This is a genomic window from Metabacillus indicus LMG 22858 (assembly GCF_000708755.2).
Classification (GTDB): Bacteria; Bacillota; Bacilli; order Bacillales; family Bacillaceae; genus Bacillus_P; species Bacillus_P indicus.
In genome coordinates, this window is record NZ_JGVU02000006.1 from 198,832 (window position 1) to 217,611 (window position 18,780).

Genomic DNA, 18,780 nt, shown 5'->3' on the forward strand with positions numbered 1-18,780 from the left:
CCCTATTTTTTAAACAGGCTTTTCAGGATAAACGCAGCGTTTGCAGGCCTTTCTGCCAGCCTCCTCATGAAATAACCGTACCAGTCTTTGCCGTACGGGACATAGATCCTCATTTTGTAGCCCTCTTCTGCGAGTTCAGCCTGGCGCTCGGGGCGGATCCCGTACAGCATCTGAAACTCAAATCGGTCACTCGGAATGCTGTTTTCTTTTACAAATTGCATTGTGAATTCAATGATGGCGTCATCATGGGTGGCAACAGCCGTATAATGGCCGTTTTGCATATGCATTTTTATAAGCTTTTTAAAGTTTTCATCTGTGTCTTTCTTGTTTGGAAAAGCGACATGCGGAGATTCCCTGTACGCTCCTTTTACTAATCGCAGGTTCGGATGATAAGCGCTCAGATCCTCCAGGTCTTTGGATGATCTGTATAAATAACCCTGAATCACGGTGCCCAGATCATATTCCTTCTTGAGCTCTTTGAATAATTGGAGTGTCTTCCCGCACCTTGCATAGTCTTCCATATCGATTGTGACAAAGACTCCATGCTGTTTGGCGGCTTCCATAATCTTTTTCATGTTGGTGCAGACAATCTCATCAGAAAGATCAAGTCCCATTGACGTTAACTTCAGTGACAGTTGGGACTGAAGCTGTTCCCCCGCGATTGTTTCAATAGCCTTTATAGACTGCTCAGCCATTTCATTTGCCTCAATTTCGTTATCAACAAACTCCCCGAGATAATCAATTGTCACATCCAGATTTTTTTGATTGAGCTCTTTTATGACCTGTGCAGCCTGCCCAATCGTTTCTCCTGCCACAAAACGCGATGCGCCGAATCTCAGGCCGTAGCGCTTTGCGGCATTCGTCAGCCATTTGTTTTTTGATAAAAACAGGAAAAAATGACGGAATAAAAACTCCAACCGGCATACCCCTTCCGATATAAAATCTTACATAGGTGAACCTGTATAAAATCAGCAGCCTGAGGAACGATAAGGAAGAAAATGTCCAAGGAGGTTTTTCCATGCAACAACAGCAGAACACAGGCCAACAGCAAGGTATGATGCAGCAGCCGCCTGCCATGATCACAACAAAGGATCACCTTTACTTAACCGATATGCTTTCATGGAATTTGCTCGCCATGAAAAAAGCTCATTTTTTCGCTTCTCACTGCAGCGATCAGCAAATTAAAGCAGAGCTTGAAAAGACCGGAAAAATGCATGAAAAGCACTATACGGCCATTCTTAATCACTTAAATCCAAATCAGGAAGCAAGCTCAACACAGCTTCAATAGGAGGGGTGCAGCATGAACAACAGTCAAAATCAGAATAAGATCGGAAATCCTGAAATACAAGTTCCCAAAACCCCGCAGATGAACGACAGGGACTTCATTAACGAACTGCTTGCAACTGAAAAGTACATGACGGATTCCTACTCCACTGCGCTGAATGAAATGAGCAACGATGCTCTCTATCAGGATATTCAGGGGATCTTTAATGAAACACAAAATTGTCAGCGCGAGCTTTACAACATGATGTATAAGTACGGATGGTACAAACTCGAAGCTGCCGACACAACTAAAATTCAGCAGTCTCATCAGCAGTTTGCCGGCTATTTGCAGCAGCAGTCTCCTTATATTCAGTAAAAAAAGCAGCCGCCGGCTGCTTTTTCTTTTACTGATATGGCAAAACCTGAACTTAAACCTGTCTTTTTCCAGAAAGAGCTTCCCATTCTTCTCTTAAAATGCCGACTCTTACTGAATCGTAGTGTTTACCGTCCACTACCCTGCATTTTCTCATCCTTCCCTCAACGGTCATTCCGAGCTTTTCTCCAACCTTCATCATTCTGGCATTGCCTGACCAGGTTGTATATCCCGCTCTGACAATCGGCAGGGATTCAAACAGATGATCAATCCACATTCGAAAAGCTTCCGTACCGTAACCTCCGTTCCAATAAGCGGGGTCGTAGATGCCGATGCCCATTTCAAGCCACATGGACGGCTCATGTTCCCAGTAATAGCTGACGGTTCCAATTACCTTTTCATCTACGGTAATAGCCCAGTAGTCATCCAGTCCGACAATGCTTTCTTTCTGAGAGAGAAAATCAGCCAGAGTCAAGCTTTTATGTTCAAAATAAGGGGCGTCCCATTTTTTCCATTCAGGGTGTTCGTCACTGTATTTTATTTCCCAAAGGTGAATAAGATCTCTGCTTTCAATAGGGCGAATAATGGTTTTTTGCTGCTTCATTTCGTTTATCCTCCGTTTTGGGATATGATTTCCATAAAATTCTTTTACTCTTTTAAACTATATCTTATAATGACAGAAACAGGGAAAATATGGAGGTTGTTAGGTTGATGAGAAGTATTCCTTCCGCTTTAATCATCTATTTTTCTTTAGTCGGCATTCTGTATGCATGCGGCTATGTATTCGACATTACCTGGCTTCAGTGGCAAAAAACGGTGTACGATCAGGCAGGAGGAGTGAAAACGGTTACAGGTTCAGTCATTCCTTTTTTTCTTTGTGTACCAGTTCTATATGTCTTTTCAAAAAAAGAATCGGGACAGCCTTAAAAATAAAAAATCCCAGAGTTCCTGGAGTATCTCTGAGATTACGTGCGTTTTTTATTCGTCTGGGACATGCGGTGCTGTTCATTCAGCTGTTTAATTTCAGAAATCAGTTCTTTCACCATTTCCTTCTCTTCCGGATATGTTTCGTTCCAATGCTTGACCAGCGGCGGCATTGATTTTGCAATGTGTGAATAGAGCACCCACATTTTCACTTTTTCCTTCAGCTCAGGAGTTGCTTCACCAAGGAGCAGCTCTGTATACTTTTCAAGTAATCCGTCAAGCGGAGCATTCAACTCGTTCTGCACAAAAAATCCCTCCATTATGTAAGGCAATGTTTCGGGCATGTGCTGCACCGGTCTCTCTTTTCAGATGTTAAATAATACAGGCAGCAGGTCTGTCTGATTCTCGCTCCATCTGAATGCTGTTCTCTAAATAACGATTGAAACGGGTTTCTCAATCCTTCGCCAAACAGAGAGCCATCCGCCTTCCTTACCACATACTCATAATCTTCCTGTATTTGTTCTATCGTAACACACTCAGGTTTGTTTGCAAGGAGGGTTTCATACATCCAGACAATATAAAGGCCGATGTTTTCCCAAAGAATCATTTTAGAAATCTTTGCTTCTTTTGATACAGTCAGGACAAGCCTGCTCAGATGGTTTTTGAAAAGGCTGCGGAGAACCTCGTCCCTCCACTCATCCCTATTCTCTCCCGGCACAGAGCACTCAAGCTTCCGGAAATAAAAAGAAGGCAGCCACAACGGGTCTTCATCATCAGATTCCAGGCTCATATTTTCGGGATCTGTATTCAGACCTTTCTCAAAGACGGTCATTGAGTAAAGCGTAAGTGCTGCAAGAAAGGCATATCTTTTCACAAACAGGGACCCTGTCACATTTAATCTGTCAGAATGGATTTTATGCTTAACTGCATCTAAATAAGCAAGGAGAGCTGCAGGTTCAAATAAACCGGCTGATTCAACAGACAGATCCGATCCGCTTCTATCTGACCCGAGCCGAAACCTGGACAGGTCCTGAAGCTCCTCTTCACTCAGAAAAACCGTCATGAAATAGCAGCCTCTTTAATGATGCAGCGTCCTCTTCCGTGGGGAATGCACAGCGGTGTGCCGAAAAGCGGATCCATTGTGACTTCGCAGTTCATCTGGAAAACATCCTTTACAAGATTGCAGTTAATCACATGCTCCGGACGGCCTTCTGCATAGATTTTCTTATCTTTGATCGCCACAATATGATGAGCGTAGCGGCAGGCAAGGTTGAGATCATGAAGCACCATGACAATCGTTCTTTTTTCTTTTTCATTCAGCTCAAACAGCAGATCAAGGATCTCAATCTGATGGGTCATATCAAGATAGGTCGTTGGCTCATCGAGCAGAATAATGTCTGTGTCCTGAGCAAGCGTCATCGCAATCCAGGCGCGCTGACGCTGGCCGCCTGAAAGAGAATCAACCGGACGTTCGGCAAATTCCAGCATTCCCGTAGATGCAAGTGCATCCATCACGGCTTTCTCATCCTTCTCTGTCCACTGTTTCAGCCAGTTCTGATAAGGATAGCGTCCCTGCTTCACAAGCTGAAGAACCGTCAGACCTTCAGGAGCAGCCGGACCCTGAGGCAAAATCGCAAGCTTTTTGGCCACTTCTTTTGTAGGAAGCTTTGCAATCGCCTCTCCCTCAAGAAGAACAGCCCCTTTTTCAGGTTTGAGCAGTCTCGCAATGGAACGGAGAAGAGTCGATTTTCCGCAGCCATTGCTGCCGATAAAGACGGAGATTTCTCCTTTTGGAATCGTGAGGTCAAGTTCATTGATGATCGTTGTATCCCCGTATGATAATGTGAGCGACTTCGTTTGAATAGCTGTCATAGTAGCCTCAGCTCCCTTTCGCATAAGAATGGGTTTAATTGTTTCTGCTTCTGTAAAGCAGATAAATAAAGTACGGAGCCCCGATTGCTGCGGTAAAAACGCCTGCAGGAATTTCAAGAGGGGCGAACAGTGTTCTTCCGATGAGATCTGCAGCCATTACAAGAACAGCACCTATCAGAGCTGATACAGGAAGGAGTGCTCCAAAGGAAGATCCGACAAGCCTTCTTGCAATATGCGGCGCGATCAGCCCCACAAAACCAATGCCTCCGGCAAATGCAACTGCGCTTCCTGTAAGTGCTGTTGCAATCAGCAGAAGAATGAACCGGTTTTTCTGCACTGAGCTGCCGACACCGGCTGCAAGCTCATCCCCAAGCTCCTGAATGTTGACGTTCCGGACAAAAATAAAGCTGATGATCACAAGCACTATGGTAACAGGCACCATCACTTTCACCTGTTCCCACGTTGCAGAGTACACCGTCCCGGTAATCCATATATTAGCCTGCGCTGCCCTGTATATCGGACCTTTGATCAGCAGCAGGGTTGTAAGTGACTGAGCAAGCATTGAAAGGCCAATTCCGACCAGAACCAGTCTAATCGAGGATGAACCGCCTCTCCAGGATAAAAGATAAACAAGCAAAGCAATAACGGTTGCCCCGATAAAAGCAGCGACAGGCATCCACTGAATTGGAACTGTCAGTGAATTGTTTTTATCACTGAAAAGCACCAGGAAAAGGACTATCGCGACAGATGCTCCGCCTGTAATCCCGATAATATCAGGGGATGCGAGCGGATTGCGGATAATGCCCTGCAGAATTCCCCCTGCTATGGCGAGAGATATGCCGACCATCAGCGCAATTAGAATCCGCGGCAGCCTGAACGAGTTTATGACGAGCTCATCCATTTCCGTGCCGTAGCCCGCTAGCGTCTTCAGCACCTGCAGAGGTCCAATCCGCATATCCCCCATCCCCGTACTGAACAAAAACGTAAAAGACGTAACGGCAAGAAGGATTAAAAAAACAGCTAGTGCCTTCTTATCAATAAGAAACGAGATAAATCCTTTGCCGATTCTGAAAGATTGGTAGCTTTTCATTTTTGGAACCCCCTGCGTGCGATGTAGATGAAAAACGGCGTTCCGACAAGAGCCGTCATCACTCCAACCGGAACCTCTTCAGGCATCGCTGCAAATCTGGCTCCTATATCCGCTATCAGCAGCAGGACTGCACCAAGTACAGCGCAATACGGCAAGATCCAGCGGTGATCATTTCCAACCAAGTAACGCGCTATATGAGGAATCACGATTCCGACAAATCCGACAGGTCCTGCAATGGCCACTGCACCGCCTGCAAGCAGAATAATAACGGCAGCTGTGACCAGTTTAACCGTCCCTGTCTTCTGTCCGAGACCTTTTGCCACATCTTCCCCCATCATGAGAAGGTTAATTTTTGACGCAAGAAAAACGCAGATGAAAAAAGCGGCGGCTGTATAAGGCAGCACACTGTAGAGCAGCTCGAGCTTCCTTCCCTGAACAGAACCTGCAAGCCAGAACAGCACCTGATCAAGGGCAGCCTCATTGCTGACAAGAAATCCCTGAGTTAAAGAAGAAAATAAGGCGGCCATTGCAGCACCCGCAAGTGTGAGCTTCATCGGAGTAAGACCTTCACGCCCGAAGGAGCCTGCAAAGTAGACTGTAAACGCTGCAGCTGCAGCTCCGGCAAACGAAATCCATGTGAATGCCTGGAGAGACGTCACGCCGAATACGGACACGGCAATGACTACAAAAAAGCCAGCTCCTGCATTGATCCCGAAAACGCCTGGAGATGCGAGCGGATTTTTTGTAAGGGCCTGCATAAGTGCCCCTGCAACAGCAAGACTTGCTCCAACAACCGCAGCAACCAAGGCTCTCGGAAGGCGCACATTCTGAATAATAATATGTTCATTTGATCCATCAAAGCCTGTAAAAGCAGCAATCGCGGTCTGCCAGGAAGTTTGTGTATAACCGAGCACAACACTGGCACATGCACTTGCAATAAGAAGGATGACTCCAAGAACAAGTCCTCCCGATTTCATTAAATTAGATTGTAATAACATATTTATACCTCTTGAAGTTAAACCATCCCAGGATTATTTTTTTCTACCGTTATTGTAACAAAATCAAATGATTTTGAAAATCATTTTCAATTAAATGTTGACAACGGAAATCAGAAAAATTAATATTTAACTTGTAAATGAAAATCATTATCAAATACAATACGGGGGTACGAAACATATGCAAGCTACATATCAAAAAGCATGGCTGGCACTGATTGCAATCGTTTTATCTGCAGTAATGCTTACAGCATGCGGCAATGGCGAAAAAGAAGAGGCAGCCGATACCGGCAGCAAAGATAAAGAAGGCGAAACTTATACAGTTGAACACGCAATGGGCACGACAGAAGTAAAGGGCAAGCCTGAAAAAGTGGTCATCCTTACAAATGAAGGAACTGAAGCATTGCTTGCACTTGGAGTAACTCCAGTGGGAGCCGTTAAATCATGGATTGGCGACCCTTGGTATGAGCATATTGCCGGTGACATGAAAGACGTTGAAGTAGTAGGAGACGAAAGTGCTCTTAATGTGGAAGCAATCGCAGCGCTTAAGCCTGATTTAATTATCGGAAACAAGCTGCGCCAGGAAGATCAGTATGAAAAACTAAGCAAAATCGCACCGACTGTTTTTTCAGAAACGCTGAAAGGACAATGGCAGGAAAACTTCAAATTCTACGCAAAAGCTCTTGACCGCGAGGAAGAAGGAAAAAAAGTTCTTGCCGACTACGATGCACGCGTTGCTGAACTGAAAGAAAAAGGCGGAGAAAAGCTGAATCAGGACGTATCTGTTGTCCGTTTCATGGCTGGCGCTACCCGCATTTACAATAAAGACTCATTCTCAGGTGTCATTCTTGAGCAGCTTGGATTCACTAAGCCTGCGAACCTGGAAAAAGTATTCTCTGATAACCCAAAGGACCTGTTCGCACGTGAGGTAACAAAAGAATTAATTCCTGAAATGGACGGAGATCTACTCTTCTACTTCACTTATGACCCGGCTGAATCAAAAGCTGATGCAGACAAACAAGTAGAAGAATGGACAAATGACCCGCTTTGGAAAAACCTGAATGCTGTTAAGGAAGGCAAAGCATACCAGGTGAGCGATGCAATCTGGAATACATCAGGCGGAGTAAAATCAGCGAATCTTGTTCTTGATGATATTGAAAAGCTGGTTCTTGAAAACTAATCATTGTCTCCCACTTATCTTTAAATAGACCCTTTTAAACGAAAAAACGTCCTCCCATTCGGTGGACGTTTTTTCGTTTCTTCTATTGAATGACAGATTCTCTCGTTTCAGTAATCAACTCATAATATTTCAGTGCAAGCATCTTTTCATCTTTAACTGAGCGGTTCCAGCAAAGGTCATTCCAGATTTCTGCAACAGCACTTTTCCTCGCGTCTCCGGACTCTGCATCCTTCTTGGCAATGACCGTAAGCAAAAGATCACACATGAGTGAGGACAGTTTTTTTGCATGCAGCTGCCAGGCGTCATCATCCTGATTTTTCAAATAAGAAAGGAGCTCCCCGAGTTCCTTCACTCCCTTCATGACTTCAGGACTGTTTGCAGAATGGGAAAGAATCCATCCGGTAAACGATTCATGAACGGAAAACTTTCTGATCAGCCGAAGAACCTCAAGCCCCAATATATTGGCTGTCCCCTCCCATACCGTCAGCACCTGCGAATCTCTCAGCAGCCTTGGTGTGACAAAGTCCTCTATATACCCGTTTCCGCCGTGCATTTCTATGGCTTCATGCGAAAAGTGAATCGCTTCTTCAGCCGTTCTTGCCTTTAACAAGGCGATAAACAGCCTTGTCAGGGCTTTCTCCTCTTCTGTTGCAGTTTTTTCTCTTGCCGATTTTTCAAACAGCTCGATCATTTCAAAGCAGGCACTTGTCTGAACCTCCTGCTTGACGGCCATTTTGACAAGTGTTTCTTTAATCATCGGGGACTCTGTTAGCTTCTTGCCGAATGCTTCACGTTTATCGGCGTAGGACTTTGCTTCTACATAAGCTCTTCTCATAATGCCTGCGGATGCAATCGCGTTGCAGATTCTTGATAAATTAAGCGCTTCCATCATATAGTAAAACCCTTTAGAAGGATCTCCAATCAAGTAAGCTTGTGCGCCCGTCAGTTCAACTTCAGCAGAAGGGACAGCACGGACACCGAGCTTGTCCTTTAAACGCCTGACTGACAGGTGATTCAGCGTTCCGTCGTCTTTTCTCCAAGGTACAAGAAAGAGAGACAGCCCTTTCGTTCCCTGAGGGGCACCCTCCATTCTTGCCAATACAGCGGCAGCCCCGCAGGCACCGGCATTGCTTGCAAAATACTTTTCCCCATAAAGCCTGTAACCGTCATTTGTTTTTACTGCCTTAGTCTCATTAGCGCCTACATCTGAGCCTCCCTGCCGTTCTGTTAAAAAAGTCGCTCCTTCATACAGCTCTGTGTCGCCTGTTGAAATAAGATGTGGCAAAAACTTTGCTTTTACTTCATCATCTGCGTATTCATCGACAAGGTAAGCCGTCGCCATCGTCAGTGTGACCGGACAGTAAAAACCTGATTCCACCTGTGACAGCACATATCCGAGAGCATACGAGTAATGATAGGTTGCTTTTCTGCCAAGCTCAGGCACCGGCTTATGCAGGTACCCGACAATTCCGGTCCCGTACGTTTCTTCAATCGTCTTTTTATAGCCCTCATTCAGCCATATTTCAGACGCATCGTTTCCGTATTTATCATAGCGGATCAGCTTCGGCTGTCCCTCCCTGTCTGTGTGTGCGGCACGCCTGTCAAATTCCCCGTAGCAGCGTTTATAAAAAGAAGAAAGACGGGTAATTGTATATTCATACAGTTCATGATCCATATACTTTTTCAAGTTAAACAGCAGATTTGCTTCCAATGATTGTGCACCCCGTTTCAGTAAATGCGTTCACTTCTTATTTTACTGAAAATTCAAATCTTTTACATATGTTTCTTCGTATTCTTTTAACAATCTTTGGAAAGCTATAGATAGAAAATTCGGGGCAGGAGGGAGTCAGACAAATGCTTCAGGCCGCACTTTGGGGAGCTTTTGCTGGTTCCTCTATTTTGCTGGGCGCATTGCTTGGCATTTATAAGGAAATCCCAAGGAGAATTCTTGGGTGGATAATGTCGTTTGGTACAGGTGTTTTAATAGGGGCAGCTTCCTTTGAACTTTTGAGGGAATCTGTAGATGATGGCGGCCTGATGACCGCATCAGCGGGATTTATCATTGGTTCGCTGACCTTTACCATCAGTGAACTGCTGATTACGAAAAAAGGGGGCAGCGACAGAAAACGCTCAGACAAAAATCCCGAGAATCATTCGGGAGTCTCAATTTTTATCGGCACGGTCATCGATGCCATACCCGAGTCCGTCATTATCGGAGTCAGCCTTCTTCAGGAAAATGCCGTCAGTTTCCTGATGGTCACAGCTGTTTTTATCAGCAATTTCCCGGAGGGACTTTCAAGCTCTGTGGGACTGCGCAAGGACGGGTATTCAAAAAAGAAAATCCTTCTCATGTGGCTCATCGTTCTTGTGCTGTCCTCTTTAAGTTCGTTTCTTGGATACACCCTCCTTCAGCAGGCAGGCCCTGCCGTTATAGCAGGAATAGGCGCCTTTGCCGCAGGGGGAATTATCGCTATGGTTGCTTCGACCATGATGCCTGAAGCGTTTGAAGAGGGCGGCCCGGTAGTAGGCTTTATTGCTTCCATTGGTGTACTGGCTTCATTAATCTTATCTAACTTGTAAAAGGGCCCCGCTTTTGCGGAGCCCTTTTCTCATCCTGTTAAGATGTCTTCATTTGGATATTTGATTTTTTCTTTCTTTGGTTTCGCCAATGAGAACAGAAGTGTAAGAGGCCCAACTTTTCCAATAAACATAATGATGATGATTACTTCTTTCCCAAGATCCGACAGGCTGCCGGTGATCCCCATCGATAACCCAACCGTTCCAAAGGCGGAAACGACTTCAAAGAGGATTTCTATAAATGAGGCTTTTTCTGACAGGGTCATAATAAAGATTGCTGTCAGTACAAACATCAAGCTTACCATCGCAATAGCCAGCGCCTTAAGAATAAACCTCGGATGGATGCTTCTTCTCCCGATTGTCAAATCTTCTTTTCCGCGCAGGAAGGTAATGGTCGCAAAGACAATAATGATCGCTGTCGTCAATTTAATCCCGCCCGCAGTCGATGCACTGCCGCCCCCGATAAACATGAGAATGATCATCAGAAAAAGAGTCGCTTCATCAAGGCTCGCCATATCGAGTGTGTTAAAACCTGCTGTTCTCGGAGAAACCGCCTGGAAATAGGAGGCAAGCAGCTTGCTTCCTGAAGACAGATTCCCGAGTGTTTCCGGATTGCTGTACTCCACGAAGAAGATAAAAAACATGGCAAACACATTTAAAACGAGCGTGCCGATCAGCATGATTCTTGTATGAAGAGAAAATTTGCTGAACTTCCGTTTTTTCCATATATCCAGGAGTACGGTAAACCCAATCCCCCCGATGATAAACAGGGAGGAAATAACGATATTGACCAAAGGATCATTTACATAGCGGATAATATTATCCGGCCACAGGGCAAATCCGGCATTATTAAAAGCTGATATGGAGTGAAAAAAGCTGTAGAAAAGACCTTTGGACCAGCCAAATTCTGGAACCCAGCGGATCGATAAAAAGACCATGGCAACAAATTCAATCAAGATGGAAAACAAAAACAAGTGTTTGACAAGATTGACCACTCCGCCAAGAGATGTTTGGTTAAGCGCATGCTGCATCACAAGACGTTCTTTTATCCCAATCTTCCTGCCAAGGACCATATAAATCAGGATGGCAAAAGACATAATACCAAGTCCGCCAAGCTGAATAAGGAGAGCGATAATGGTCTGCCCGAATGTAGTAAATGTGCTTCCCGGATCAACCGTAGCAAGACCTGTAACCGTCATGGCAGATGCTGCAATAAATAGGGCGTCAAGCCATCTGACAGACTCATGCGTAGCGAATGGCAATTTCAGAAGAACCGTTCCAAGCACAATGCCGGCTGCAAAAACGACGACAAGCAGCTGAGAAGGATTTAATCGTGTTAACCTCTGCATTCTTTTTCTGCTGAACACCTACATCCCCTCCTCCTCAAACCTTGAAATGTCTTTATTGCGTCCGATGACAAGCAGAATATCACCGCTTTTAATGAATTCTTCTGCAGGCGGGGAAACAATGATTTCTTCCTCCCGCTGAATCCCTACAATGTTGCAGCCGTATCTTGATCTGATATCCAGATCAATAAGCGTTTTCCTGTGGATTTTGGAGGTCGCCAAAAGCTCCGCCATACTGTAATCCTTTGAAAGTTCAATGTAATCAACCATTTTTTCAGAAAAGATATAATGCGCGATCCGCTTTGCCATATCGCGCTCGGGATGAATCACTTTGTCTGCTCCTATTTTGTCTAAAACTTTATGATGATAGTCATTTTGGGCTTTTGCCCAGACCTGCGGAATCTTCATTTCTTTCAAAAGCAGAGTAGTCAGGATGCTCCCTTCAATATCATCTCCAAAAGAAACAAAGGCATGATCCACATTCCGGACCCCCAGCTGCTTTAGTGTTGCTTCATCAATCGCATTTGCCTGCACAGCAAGAGTGGCATATTGAGAATAGTACTGCACCTTTTCATCATCTTTATCAACTGCCAGCACTTCAATTCCCATTTCATGAAATTCCTTTACAAGACTTCCTCCGAAACGTCCAAGCCCAAAAACCGCAAACTGCTTTCTCACCTGATTTTCCTTCTTTCAATCCATTAATTTTGCACACAAAAAAGACACAGAGGTTCCATGAACCACTGCGCCTGTTTTTTCAGACTGCAATATGTTTCATTTATCCTCTCTCAAGAACGCTTGCGAAGTTAGCTGTCGGATTCGGGCCATGAGAGTAGCCCTACCTGTAAAGGATTCACCCCGAGCTGCAGTCTGCAGCAAATTTGGGTCCCCCGCTCCTAATGGATTCAGCGATTTAAGAACATATGAATGTGAGTTATGAGAGTATCTTACTCCTGTTGGAATGGACAGTAAAGAGGCATATTCGGGCAAAAAGCTTTAATTTTACGTGTAAATCGTTTAGTTAAGCGCTTACATATATGTTTTGCTGACTCTGGCTGTAAATTTTAGGGTTTCTCGTGTATTGTACTAGTGAACTTTGATGCTGATATCTGAACCGCAGGAGGGACATGACTCGTTACCGCCGACTTTTGCCTTTTTTCTGCCGACTCCCGTGTTTTATCTACCGACTTTTGAACTTTTACTGCCAACTTCATCCATTTTACATCCAACTCTCTCTGCAGGCGGTTCCCACAGTATAACTTCGTTTTCCCTAGAAAAAGAAGGCTTCTAAAGAGGGCTTCTGCCTGGCTAACGATCCAGCTCAGTTTTAGAATCAAATCTCCGTAAAATCAACAATCATACAGCGAATAAAAGGCCAGAATACCTCTTTTCTAGAAACCTTGTGACCGAGTTCAGCGTTCCGCTGGAAAAAGAGGTCATCTCAGAGGGCTCCAGTCCGGCTAACGATCCAAAGTCAGAGTCTAACAGTCCAAACTGCCTTGCTAATAAGCGAAATACCGGGTCTAACAATCCAAAACAAGCATCTAACAATCCGAGGCCAATTCAGAGCCGGATCCCCATCATTTACAGCAGGCAATCACTGCATCAAAAAAACCAGGCCGCCGCAGCAGACCTGGTTTCGATCTCTTTATAATTTTGCACGCTGCAATCTCAAGGCATTCAGTACAACTGATACGGAACTGAAGGCCATGGCTGCTCCGGCAAGCCATGGTGCAAGCAGACCTGCCGCTGCAATTGGAATGCCGAGCGTATTGTACCCAAAAGCCCAAAAGAGATTCTGCTTAATGTTGCGGATGGTCAGCTTGCTCATGTAGATGGCATCTGCAATGCTGTTCAAGTCGCCTCTCATCAGCGTAATATCTGCCGCTTCCATGGCGATGTCCGTTCCTGTGCCGATTGCCATGCCTGTGTCTGCAGCGGCAAGGGCGGGAGCATCGTTAATGCCGTCCCCAACCATCGCCACTTTTTTCCCGGCCTTCTGAAGGTTTATCACTTCTTCTGCTTTTCCTTCAGGAAGCACTTCAGCAATGACATGATCAATGCCCGCAGCTTTTGCGATAGCCTGTGCTGTCCGTTCGTTGTCGCCGGTCATCATGATGACGTCGAGTCCCATCTGTTTTAACCGTTCAACCGCTGCTTTAGATGTCTCTTTAATCGTATCCGCTACAGCAATCAAGCCCGCCAATTCTCCGTCAATCGCTGCAAGCATAGCCGTTTTCCCGTCAGCTTCAAGGCGTTCTTTTTCTGAAAGAGCTTCTTGCGGGTCAACTCCGTATTTTTCCATCAGGCGGATGGTGCCAATCAGCACTTCATGGCCTGCTGCCTCAGCTTTAATACCAAAACCAGGTACAGCCTCAAACTGGCTTGCTTCTGCGAGCTCGACACCCTTCTCTTTTGCTCCTGCGACAATAGCCTGAGCGAGAGGATGTTCAGACTGATTTTCTGCTGCAGCAATCAGCTTAAGAATAGCCTCTTCATCGCGGTCACCATAGAGAATCACATCCGTTAATTCCGGTTCCCCTTTTGTCACAGTACCGGTTTTATCTAAAACAACCGTATCCACAAGGTGTGCCGTCTCCAGGTGTTCTCCGCCTTTAAAAAGAATACCCGCTTCAGCAGCGCGCCCGGAACCTGCCATGATGGAGGTAGGCGTAGCAAGGCCCAGAGCACATGGACATGCGATGACAAGCACCGCAATCATTTTTTCAAGCGCTCCTGCAAAGTTTCCCTGGTCAACCCATAAGATCCAAATCAGGAACGTTAGAACGGCAATCCCGACAACGATCGGAACGAATATGCCTGAAATTTGATCGGCTAGACGCTGAATCGGCGCTTTTGACGTTTGTGCCTGCTCAACCACTTTAATGATTTGTGCAAGCGCTGAATCCTTGCCGACTTTCGTTGCTTTCACCTTAACGAAGCCATTTTTATTAATGGTTGCTCCATAGACTTGATCACCAGGTGATTTATCGGCAGGAATGCTTTCACCTGTCAGCATGGATTCATCAAATGCTGAGATCCCCTCTATAATTTCACCATCAACCGGCACTTTTTCTCCCGGTTTAATTAACACGGTGTCTCCTGCTGCAACTTCTTCAAGAGGCACCTCAAGTTCGGTGCCGTTCCTGATCACCCTTGCTGTTTTTGCCTGAAGTCCCATCAGTTTTTTTATGGCTTCTGACGATCTTCCTTTTGCTTTAACCTCAAACAGCTTTCCGAGCAGAATCAAGGTAATCAGCACAGCACTCGTTTCAAAATACAGCTCCGGCATATGACCGGCATGCCCGATGGACTCTATTGTCAAATAGAGACTGTAGAAATAGGCAGCTGATGTTCCAAGTGCAACAAGAACGTCCATGTTGGCACTCTTATTTTTAAGTGCTTTGTAGGCGCCAATGTAAAACTGGCCTCCAATTATAAATTGAACCGGAGTTGCGAGAATCAGCTGAAACCAGGGATTCATAAACAGTTCCGGCACATACATCCATGAGGTGAAGGAGAAATGACCGACCATTGACCAGAGCAGGGGAATTGAAAGGATGGCCGATAATATAAATTTTCTCTGCTGCTTCCCAATCTCTTTTTGCTTGCGGTCTGCTGTATCTTCATGGCCCTTCTCTGCTTTGACACTTGCTCCATACCCCAGTTTTTCAATCCGCTTGATCATATCCTGATGTGTAATAACAGAAGGGCTGTATTCAACCGAACCTGTTTCAAGAGCTAAGTTAACGGTTGCTTTTGATACGCCTTCGAGCTTGTTCAGTCCTTTTTCAATTCTTGCCGAACAAGCTGCACACGTCATTCCGCTAATACTGAATTCAGCTTTTTCAAGACTGACTCCGTATCCCAGATCCTCTACCTTTTGATGAATGGCTGCGCTGTTCGTTTTTCCCTGATCGAATGTGACGGAAGCTTTCTCGAGAGCGAGGTTCACTGTTGCCTGCTCAACTCCCTCAAGCTTATTCAGGCCTCTTTCAATTCTGTTTGAACAGGCTGCACACGTCATTCCGGTTATTTGAAAATTGGTTTCTTTGAGATTGCTCATTTCGAGTCCCTCCATATACCACATAGGGGTATATATTTTTGAAAAAGAAAACGTGCGGTTTAGCACGGTTTCTTTGGTTTGATAAAGGCAGTTCCGATTTCGCATTGTCCAGCTGCACCTCCCAGGTCCTCAGTCGGAACAAAATCCCCCAAAAAGGCAAACTCGGCCTTTTCGTGTGATTTCTTATCCGCCGATCGGCCCTAAACGGTCGGCTCCGCTTTTCGTGTTGTCCAGCTCCATCGCCTAACTCCTCGGCCAGAACGGCTCCGCCAAAAAAAGCAAACCCGGCTTTTTCCGGCGGATCCTTTTCTGCCCTTCGGAGCTGACCAAGGCGATTCCGCTTTTCGTTTTATTCCACCTCATACCCCTGATCATCAATAGCTTCTTTGATGGCAGCCAGGTTCACTTTTTCCGGGTTGTACTCGACAGCTACTGTGCCTTCGTTAAGATTGACTTTTACTGATGTGACACCGTTCAGTTCACCCACGCCGCCTTCTACTGCTTTCACACAATGGTTGCATGACATTCCCTGTACATTCAATGTTGCGTTTTCCATATTGTATCTCCCCTTTTGTTTTATTTCATTAGACGTTTAACAGTTACAAGTACTTCATCGATGACTTCAAGATCACCATCCTGGATGCGTTCGACCAGACAGCTTTTCATGTGGCCTTCAAGAAGAATTTTGCTGACGGAATTCAGGGCAGATTGTACAGCAGCTATTTGAGTCAGAACATCATCACAATAGGTATCCTTATCAATCAGCCCTTTTACTCCCCGAATCTGGCCTTCTATTCTGTTCAGCCGTGTCACTAAATTCTTTTTAGTTGTTTCCGAATGATGGCTCTTTCGGTCTGTTCCTGGAACATGACAGCTTTCAGGTTCATTTACGTGATCAACCATGTCATGCACCTCCTTGATTTAAATTTACCATACCCCCCTACCCTATGTAAAGGAAAAAACCGCCTATTTTTTTTCGTCTGTCCACTTGTAGCCTGCACCCCATACCGTTTGAAGGTGTTCTTCAACCGGAAAGCCTGTTTTTCTAAGTTTGTCCCGGATATGTCTCACGTGAGAATCGACCGTTCTGCCGTCTGTATCTGCCTCATATCCCCATACTGCCGTAATCAGGTGGTCCCGGTCAAACACCCTGTTCCGGTTTTGCAGAAAAAGACCGACCAGTCGAAATTCTTTTGGGGTAAAAGGAATTGTTTTCTCTCGGTAAACAGCTTCCTGCTTATTTTCATCCCACTTTAATCCCCTGAATTCAATTGCAGGGTTGTTTCGCGTTCTTCTTAGAATGGCTTCAATTCTTGCAAGCAATTCGGATTCATCAAACGGTTTCGTCAGATAGTCATCCGCACCGGCCCTGAGTCCTTTTACAATATCCGCCTTATGATCCCGGGCGGTGACCATAATAATCGGAATATCTGAAAACAGCCTGATCTCCCTGCAGATCTCAAAACCGCTTTTATCCGGCATCATGATATCTAAAATCACCAGAGCAGGGTTTTCACTTGCGATCAAGTCTGCCGCTTCATTGCCGTCGGTGCTTTTCACGCAGGAATAGCCTGCAGGCACAAGATAAAGCTCCAGCAGATTAAGCATCAGCTGTTCATCATCTATCAAAAGTATTTTTTTCATGCTTTTGACTCCTTTTGAAACTCAATGATAATAGAAGTTCCTTTTCCAAGACTGCTCTCTGCACGGACTGTGCCTCCCGCAGCCTCCACAATTTCTTTTACGATGGCCAAACCAAGACCTGTCCCTCCGCTGTGGCGCGACCTCGACTTGTCTACTCTGTAGAGCCTGTCAAAGACATGCGGCAGGTCTTTCTCAGGTATCCCGATCCCCTCATCAGAAAAGGCAATCTTCACGGAATGCTGCTCTTCCCGGACTTTGACTGTAATGGCTGAATTCTCCTCCGAATAGCGGATGGCATTGTCTAAAATATTCAAAGTAACTTGCTCAAACCTTGCCAGGTCAATAAAAAGATAGACCTCATCTTCCGGAAAGTCCTCTACAACCTCCATTTTTTTGTCTGCCAGAACGGCCTGAACCTGTTCAACTGTTTTTCGGAGGAATGACCGTATCTCCGTTTTCTCTTTCTCAATGTGAAAGGACAGCTGATCCATTCTTGCCAGTTCGAACAGATCCTCCACTAATCTTGACAGGCTGGATGTTTGCTCGCTTAATATTGTCAAATAGTTCGATCGCTCAGCAGGGTGAAGCTCCGGTCTTTTTGCCACATCAGCATATCCCTTAATATACGTGAGGGGGGTACGCAATTCATGAGCAATGCTTGCCAAAAATTCGTTTCTTTCCTGTTTCAGGTGCTCAAGATCACTTGCCAGCTTTTGAATGGAGGCACCAAGCTCGCCAAGCTCATCGTTTCTGTGCATTTGCAGCTTAACCGTAAAATCCCCTGCACTTAACCGCTCCGTTGCCTCTTTCATCTTGAGCAGGGGCTTTGTCACAATTCTTGATAAAAAGAAAACGGCTATAATCGTCAGCAGCACAGAAACAGTGCCGATAAAAAGGAAATGGTCGTTCAGCCTTGAGATCATGGATTGGATGGAATCTGTCCCTTTAAACATATAGACATATCCTTTTACCTTTTCCCCGTCGCGGACGGGGCTTGCCGTCCATATATAAGGACTGTTTTTCCAGTCTTCCCCCGATGCCGAAGGTTCCATTAATGCCTTTTCCATATCAGAATTGAGATCAGCAGATCCATAGAGAACGGTTTTATCCGCTGCTGTCAGCAAAACGTCCGTATCAGCCTCAGATTCCATGAGAACCACATGCTCCATTGTTGTTTCATCCCCGTGTTTCTCAAGGACATCACGATGGCTGTCCCCCCTGATTTGCAGGGCAGTCAGCTCTTCTTCTACACGTGTATTTACAAGATTTCTGTATAAAAAGAGAAAAAGACAGGTCTCTACTATTAAGATAATGATAAAAAACAATAATCCAATTTTAATGGCAAGCTTGTTCACGGTGAATCCCCTTATTATTCTTATTTCTTTTACCATACCAGAAAAATATGCATAATTTGTGCAAGCGGGCTAAAAAAGCATACACAAAAAGCGGC

The 18,780-nt window shown here is 45.3% G+C and carries 20 protein-coding genes and 1 riboswitch; of the genes, 5 read left to right on the forward strand and 15 right to left on the reverse strand.

Going from position 1 to position 18,780, the window contains the following annotated elements:
• Positions 1-2: 2 nt before the first annotated feature.
• Complete coding sequence (locus tag AZ46_RS15520) at positions 3-917, reverse strand: proline dehydrogenase family protein (protein ID WP_029284244.1); 915 nt, start codon at positions 915-917, stop codon at positions 3-5.
• A gap of 101 nt (positions 918-1,018) precedes the next feature.
• Between AZ46_RS15520 and AZ46_RS15525 the strand changes: the two genes are divergently transcribed.
• Together AZ46_RS15525 and AZ46_RS15530 are read left to right on the forward strand one after the other, a co-directional pair.
• Positions 1,019-1,288, forward strand: coding sequence for a hypothetical protein (locus AZ46_RS15525; protein ID WP_029284245.1), 270 nt, complete (start codon positions 1,019-1,021; stop codon positions 1,286-1,288).
• 12 nt (positions 1,289-1,300) lie between these two features.
• Positions 1,301-1,639 (forward strand): spore coat protein, encoded by a 339-nt coding sequence (locus AZ46_RS15530; RefSeq protein ID WP_029284247.1) that lies wholly within the window; start codon positions 1,301-1,303, stop codon positions 1,637-1,639.
• A gap of 52 nt (positions 1,640-1,691) precedes the next feature.
• On the opposite strand, the gene AZ46_RS15535 is transcribed toward AZ46_RS15530, so the two are convergent.
• The gene (locus AZ46_RS15535; RefSeq protein ID WP_029284249.1) at positions 1,692-2,240 is read right to left on the reverse strand and encodes a GNAT family N-acetyltransferase; all 549 of its coding nucleotides are present in this window, start codon (positions 2,238-2,240) and stop codon (positions 1,692-1,694) included.
• 104 nt (positions 2,241-2,344) lie between these two features.
• Here AZ46_RS15535 and AZ46_RS15540 point away from each other — a divergent pair, with 104 nt between their 5' ends.
• Entirely contained in the window at positions 2,345-2,563 is a 219-nt protein-coding gene (locus tag AZ46_RS15540) for a hypothetical protein (protein ID WP_152554761.1), read from the forward strand.
• Between the two features lie 38 nt (positions 2,564-2,601).
• On the opposite strand, the gene AZ46_RS15545 is transcribed toward AZ46_RS15540, so the two are convergent.
• From AZ46_RS15545 to AZ46_RS15565, 5 genes are read right to left on the reverse strand one after another with little or no spacing between them, the layout of a single operon-like run.
• The gene (locus AZ46_RS15545) at positions 2,602-2,865 is read right to left on the reverse strand and encodes a YusU family protein (protein WP_029284253.1); all 264 of its coding nucleotides are present in this window, start codon (positions 2,863-2,865) and stop codon (positions 2,602-2,604) included.
• A 14-nt stretch (positions 2,866-2,879) separates the two neighbouring features.
• A complete protein-coding gene (locus AZ46_RS15550) occupies positions 2,880-3,623 on the reverse strand; it encodes an IucA/IucC family C-terminal-domain containing protein (protein ID WP_029284255.1) in 744 nt (247 codons plus the stop codon).
• Positions 3,620-4,432, reverse strand: coding sequence for an ABC transporter ATP-binding protein (locus AZ46_RS15555; protein WP_029284257.1), 813 nt, complete (start codon positions 4,430-4,432; stop codon positions 3,620-3,622). The genes AZ46_RS15550 and AZ46_RS15555 overlap by 4 nt, the downstream gene beginning before the upstream one ends.
• A gap of 34 nt (positions 4,433-4,466) precedes the next feature.
• Positions 4,467-5,522 carry a FecCD family ABC transporter permease gene (locus tag AZ46_RS15560; protein WP_029284259.1) on the reverse strand — a complete coding sequence of 352 codons (1,056 nt, stop codon included), beginning with the start codon at positions 5,520-5,522 and terminating at the stop codon, positions 4,467-4,469.
• On the reverse strand, positions 5,519-6,520 hold the full coding sequence (locus tag AZ46_RS15565) for a FecCD family ABC transporter permease (protein ID WP_029284260.1): 1,002 nt from the start codon (positions 6,518-6,520) through the stop codon (positions 5,519-5,521). The genes AZ46_RS15560 and AZ46_RS15565 overlap by 4 nt, the downstream gene beginning before the upstream one ends.
• 178 nt (positions 6,521-6,698) lie before the next feature.
• Here AZ46_RS15565 and AZ46_RS15570 point away from each other — a divergent pair, with 178 nt between their 5' ends.
• Positions 6,699-7,697: an ABC transporter substrate-binding protein gene (locus AZ46_RS15570; RefSeq protein WP_029284262.1), complete on the forward strand. Its 999-nt coding sequence runs from the start codon at positions 6,699-6,701 to the stop codon at positions 7,695-7,697.
• Between the two features lie 82 nt (positions 7,698-7,779).
• On the opposite strand, the gene AZ46_RS15575 is transcribed toward AZ46_RS15570, so the two are convergent.
• A complete protein-coding gene (locus AZ46_RS15575; RefSeq protein ID WP_051865709.1) occupies positions 7,780-9,372 on the reverse strand; it encodes an acyl-CoA dehydrogenase family protein in 1,593 nt (530 codons plus the stop codon).
• Positions 9,373-9,551: 179 nt separating this feature from the next.
• Between AZ46_RS15575 and AZ46_RS15580 the strand changes: the two genes are divergently transcribed.
• Complete coding sequence (locus tag AZ46_RS15580; protein ID WP_029284266.1) at positions 9,552-10,277, forward strand: ZIP family metal transporter; 726 nt, start codon at positions 9,552-9,554, stop codon at positions 10,275-10,277.
• 29 nt (positions 10,278-10,306) lie between these two features.
• On the opposite strand, the gene AZ46_RS15585 is transcribed toward AZ46_RS15580, so the two are convergent.
• The 7 genes from AZ46_RS15585 to AZ46_RS15620 all read right to left on the reverse strand — a co-directional run bounded on the left by AZ46_RS15585 (position 10,307) and on the right by AZ46_RS15620 (position 18,685).
• Positions 10,307-11,623, reverse strand: a complete 1,317-nt coding sequence (locus AZ46_RS15585; protein ID WP_029284268.1) for a TrkH family potassium uptake protein — start codon at positions 11,621-11,623, stop codon at positions 10,307-10,309.
• An 18-nt stretch (positions 11,624-11,641) separates the two neighbouring features.
• Positions 11,642-12,298: a potassium channel family protein gene (locus AZ46_RS15590; protein ID WP_029284270.1), complete on the reverse strand. Its 657-nt coding sequence runs from the start codon at positions 12,296-12,298 to the stop codon at positions 11,642-11,644.
• Positions 12,299-12,400: 102 nt separating this feature from the next.
• Positions 12,401-12,541, reverse strand: a riboswitch (cyclic di-AMP (ydaO/yuaA leader).
• 727 nt (positions 12,542-13,268) lie between these two features.
• The gene (locus AZ46_RS15600; protein ID WP_029284274.1) at positions 13,269-15,686 is read right to left on the reverse strand and encodes a heavy metal translocating P-type ATPase; all 2,418 of its coding nucleotides are present in this window, start codon (positions 15,684-15,686) and stop codon (positions 13,269-13,271) included.
• A gap of 349 nt (positions 15,687-16,035) precedes the next feature.
• Complete coding sequence (copZ, locus tag AZ46_RS15605; protein WP_029284277.1) at positions 16,036-16,242, reverse strand: copper chaperone CopZ; 207 nt, start codon at positions 16,240-16,242, stop codon at positions 16,036-16,038.
• Positions 16,243-16,262: 20 nt separating this feature from the next.
• Positions 16,263-16,589, reverse strand: a complete 327-nt coding sequence (locus AZ46_RS15610) for a metal-sensitive transcriptional regulator (protein WP_029284279.1) — start codon at positions 16,587-16,589, stop codon at positions 16,263-16,265.
• Between the two features lie 63 nt (positions 16,590-16,652).
• Positions 16,653-17,330 (reverse strand): response regulator transcription factor, encoded by a 678-nt coding sequence (locus AZ46_RS15615; RefSeq protein ID WP_029284281.1) that lies wholly within the window; start codon positions 17,328-17,330, stop codon positions 16,653-16,655.
• A complete protein-coding gene (locus tag AZ46_RS15620) occupies positions 17,327-18,685 on the reverse strand; it encodes a sensor histidine kinase (RefSeq protein ID WP_029284283.1) in 1,359 nt (452 codons plus the stop codon). Before AZ46_RS15620 ends, AZ46_RS15615 begins: the two co-directional genes overlap by 4 nt.
• Positions 18,686-18,780: the final 95 nt, after the last annotated feature.

Excerpts from the sequence above, each read along its gene's own strand:
- AZ46_RS15610 (WP_029284279.1), bottom strand. The coding sequence starts at position 16,589 with ATGGTTGATCACGTAAATGAACCTGAAAGCTGTCATGTTCCAGGAACA.
- AZ46_RS15615 (WP_029284281.1), bottom strand. The coding sequence starts at position 17,330 with ATGAAAAAAATACTTTTGATAGATGATGAACAGCTGATGCTTAATCTG.
- AZ46_RS15530 (WP_029284247.1), top strand. The coding sequence starts at position 1,301 with ATGAACAACAGTCAAAATCAGAATAAGATCGGAAATCCTGAAATACAA.
- AZ46_RS15525 (WP_029284245.1), top strand. The coding sequence starts at position 1,019 with ATGCAACAACAGCAGAACACAGGCCAACAGCAAGGTATGATGCAGCAG.
- AZ46_RS15600 (WP_029284274.1), bottom strand. The coding sequence starts at position 15,686 with ATGAGCAATCTCAAAGAAACCAATTTTCAAATAACCGGAATGACGTGT.
- AZ46_RS15565 (WP_029284260.1), bottom strand. The coding sequence starts at position 6,520 with ATGTTATTACAATCTAATTTAATGAAATCGGGAGGACTTGTTCTTGGA.
- AZ46_RS15560 (WP_029284259.1), bottom strand. The coding sequence starts at position 5,522 with ATGAAAAGCTACCAATCTTTCAGAATCGGCAAAGGATTTATCTCGTTT.
- AZ46_RS15570 (WP_029284262.1), top strand. The coding sequence starts at position 6,699 with ATGCAAGCTACATATCAAAAAGCATGGCTGGCACTGATTGCAATCGTT.
- AZ46_RS15580 (WP_029284266.1), top strand. The coding sequence starts at position 9,552 with ATGCTTCAGGCCGCACTTTGGGGAGCTTTTGCTGGTTCCTCTATTTTG.
- AZ46_RS15535 (WP_029284249.1), bottom strand. The coding sequence starts at position 2,240 with ATGAAGCAGCAAAAAACCATTATTCGCCCTATTGAAAGCAGAGATCTT.
- AZ46_RS15555 (WP_029284257.1), bottom strand. The coding sequence starts at position 4,432 with ATGACAGCTATTCAAACGAAGTCGCTCACATTATCATACGGGGATACA.
- copZ (WP_029284277.1), bottom strand. The coding sequence starts at position 16,242 with ATGGAAAACGCAACATTGAATGTACAGGGAATGTCATGCAACCATTGT.
- AZ46_RS15585 (WP_029284268.1), bottom strand. The coding sequence starts at position 11,623 with ATGCAGAGGTTAACACGATTAAATCCTTCTCAGCTGCTTGTCGTCGTT.
- AZ46_RS15575 (WP_051865709.1), bottom strand. The coding sequence starts at position 9,372 with ATGGATCATGAACTGTATGAATATACAATTACCCGTCTTTCTTCTTTT.
- AZ46_RS15550 (WP_029284255.1), bottom strand. The coding sequence starts at position 3,623 with ATGACGGTTTTTCTGAGTGAAGAGGAGCTTCAGGACCTGTCCAGGTTT.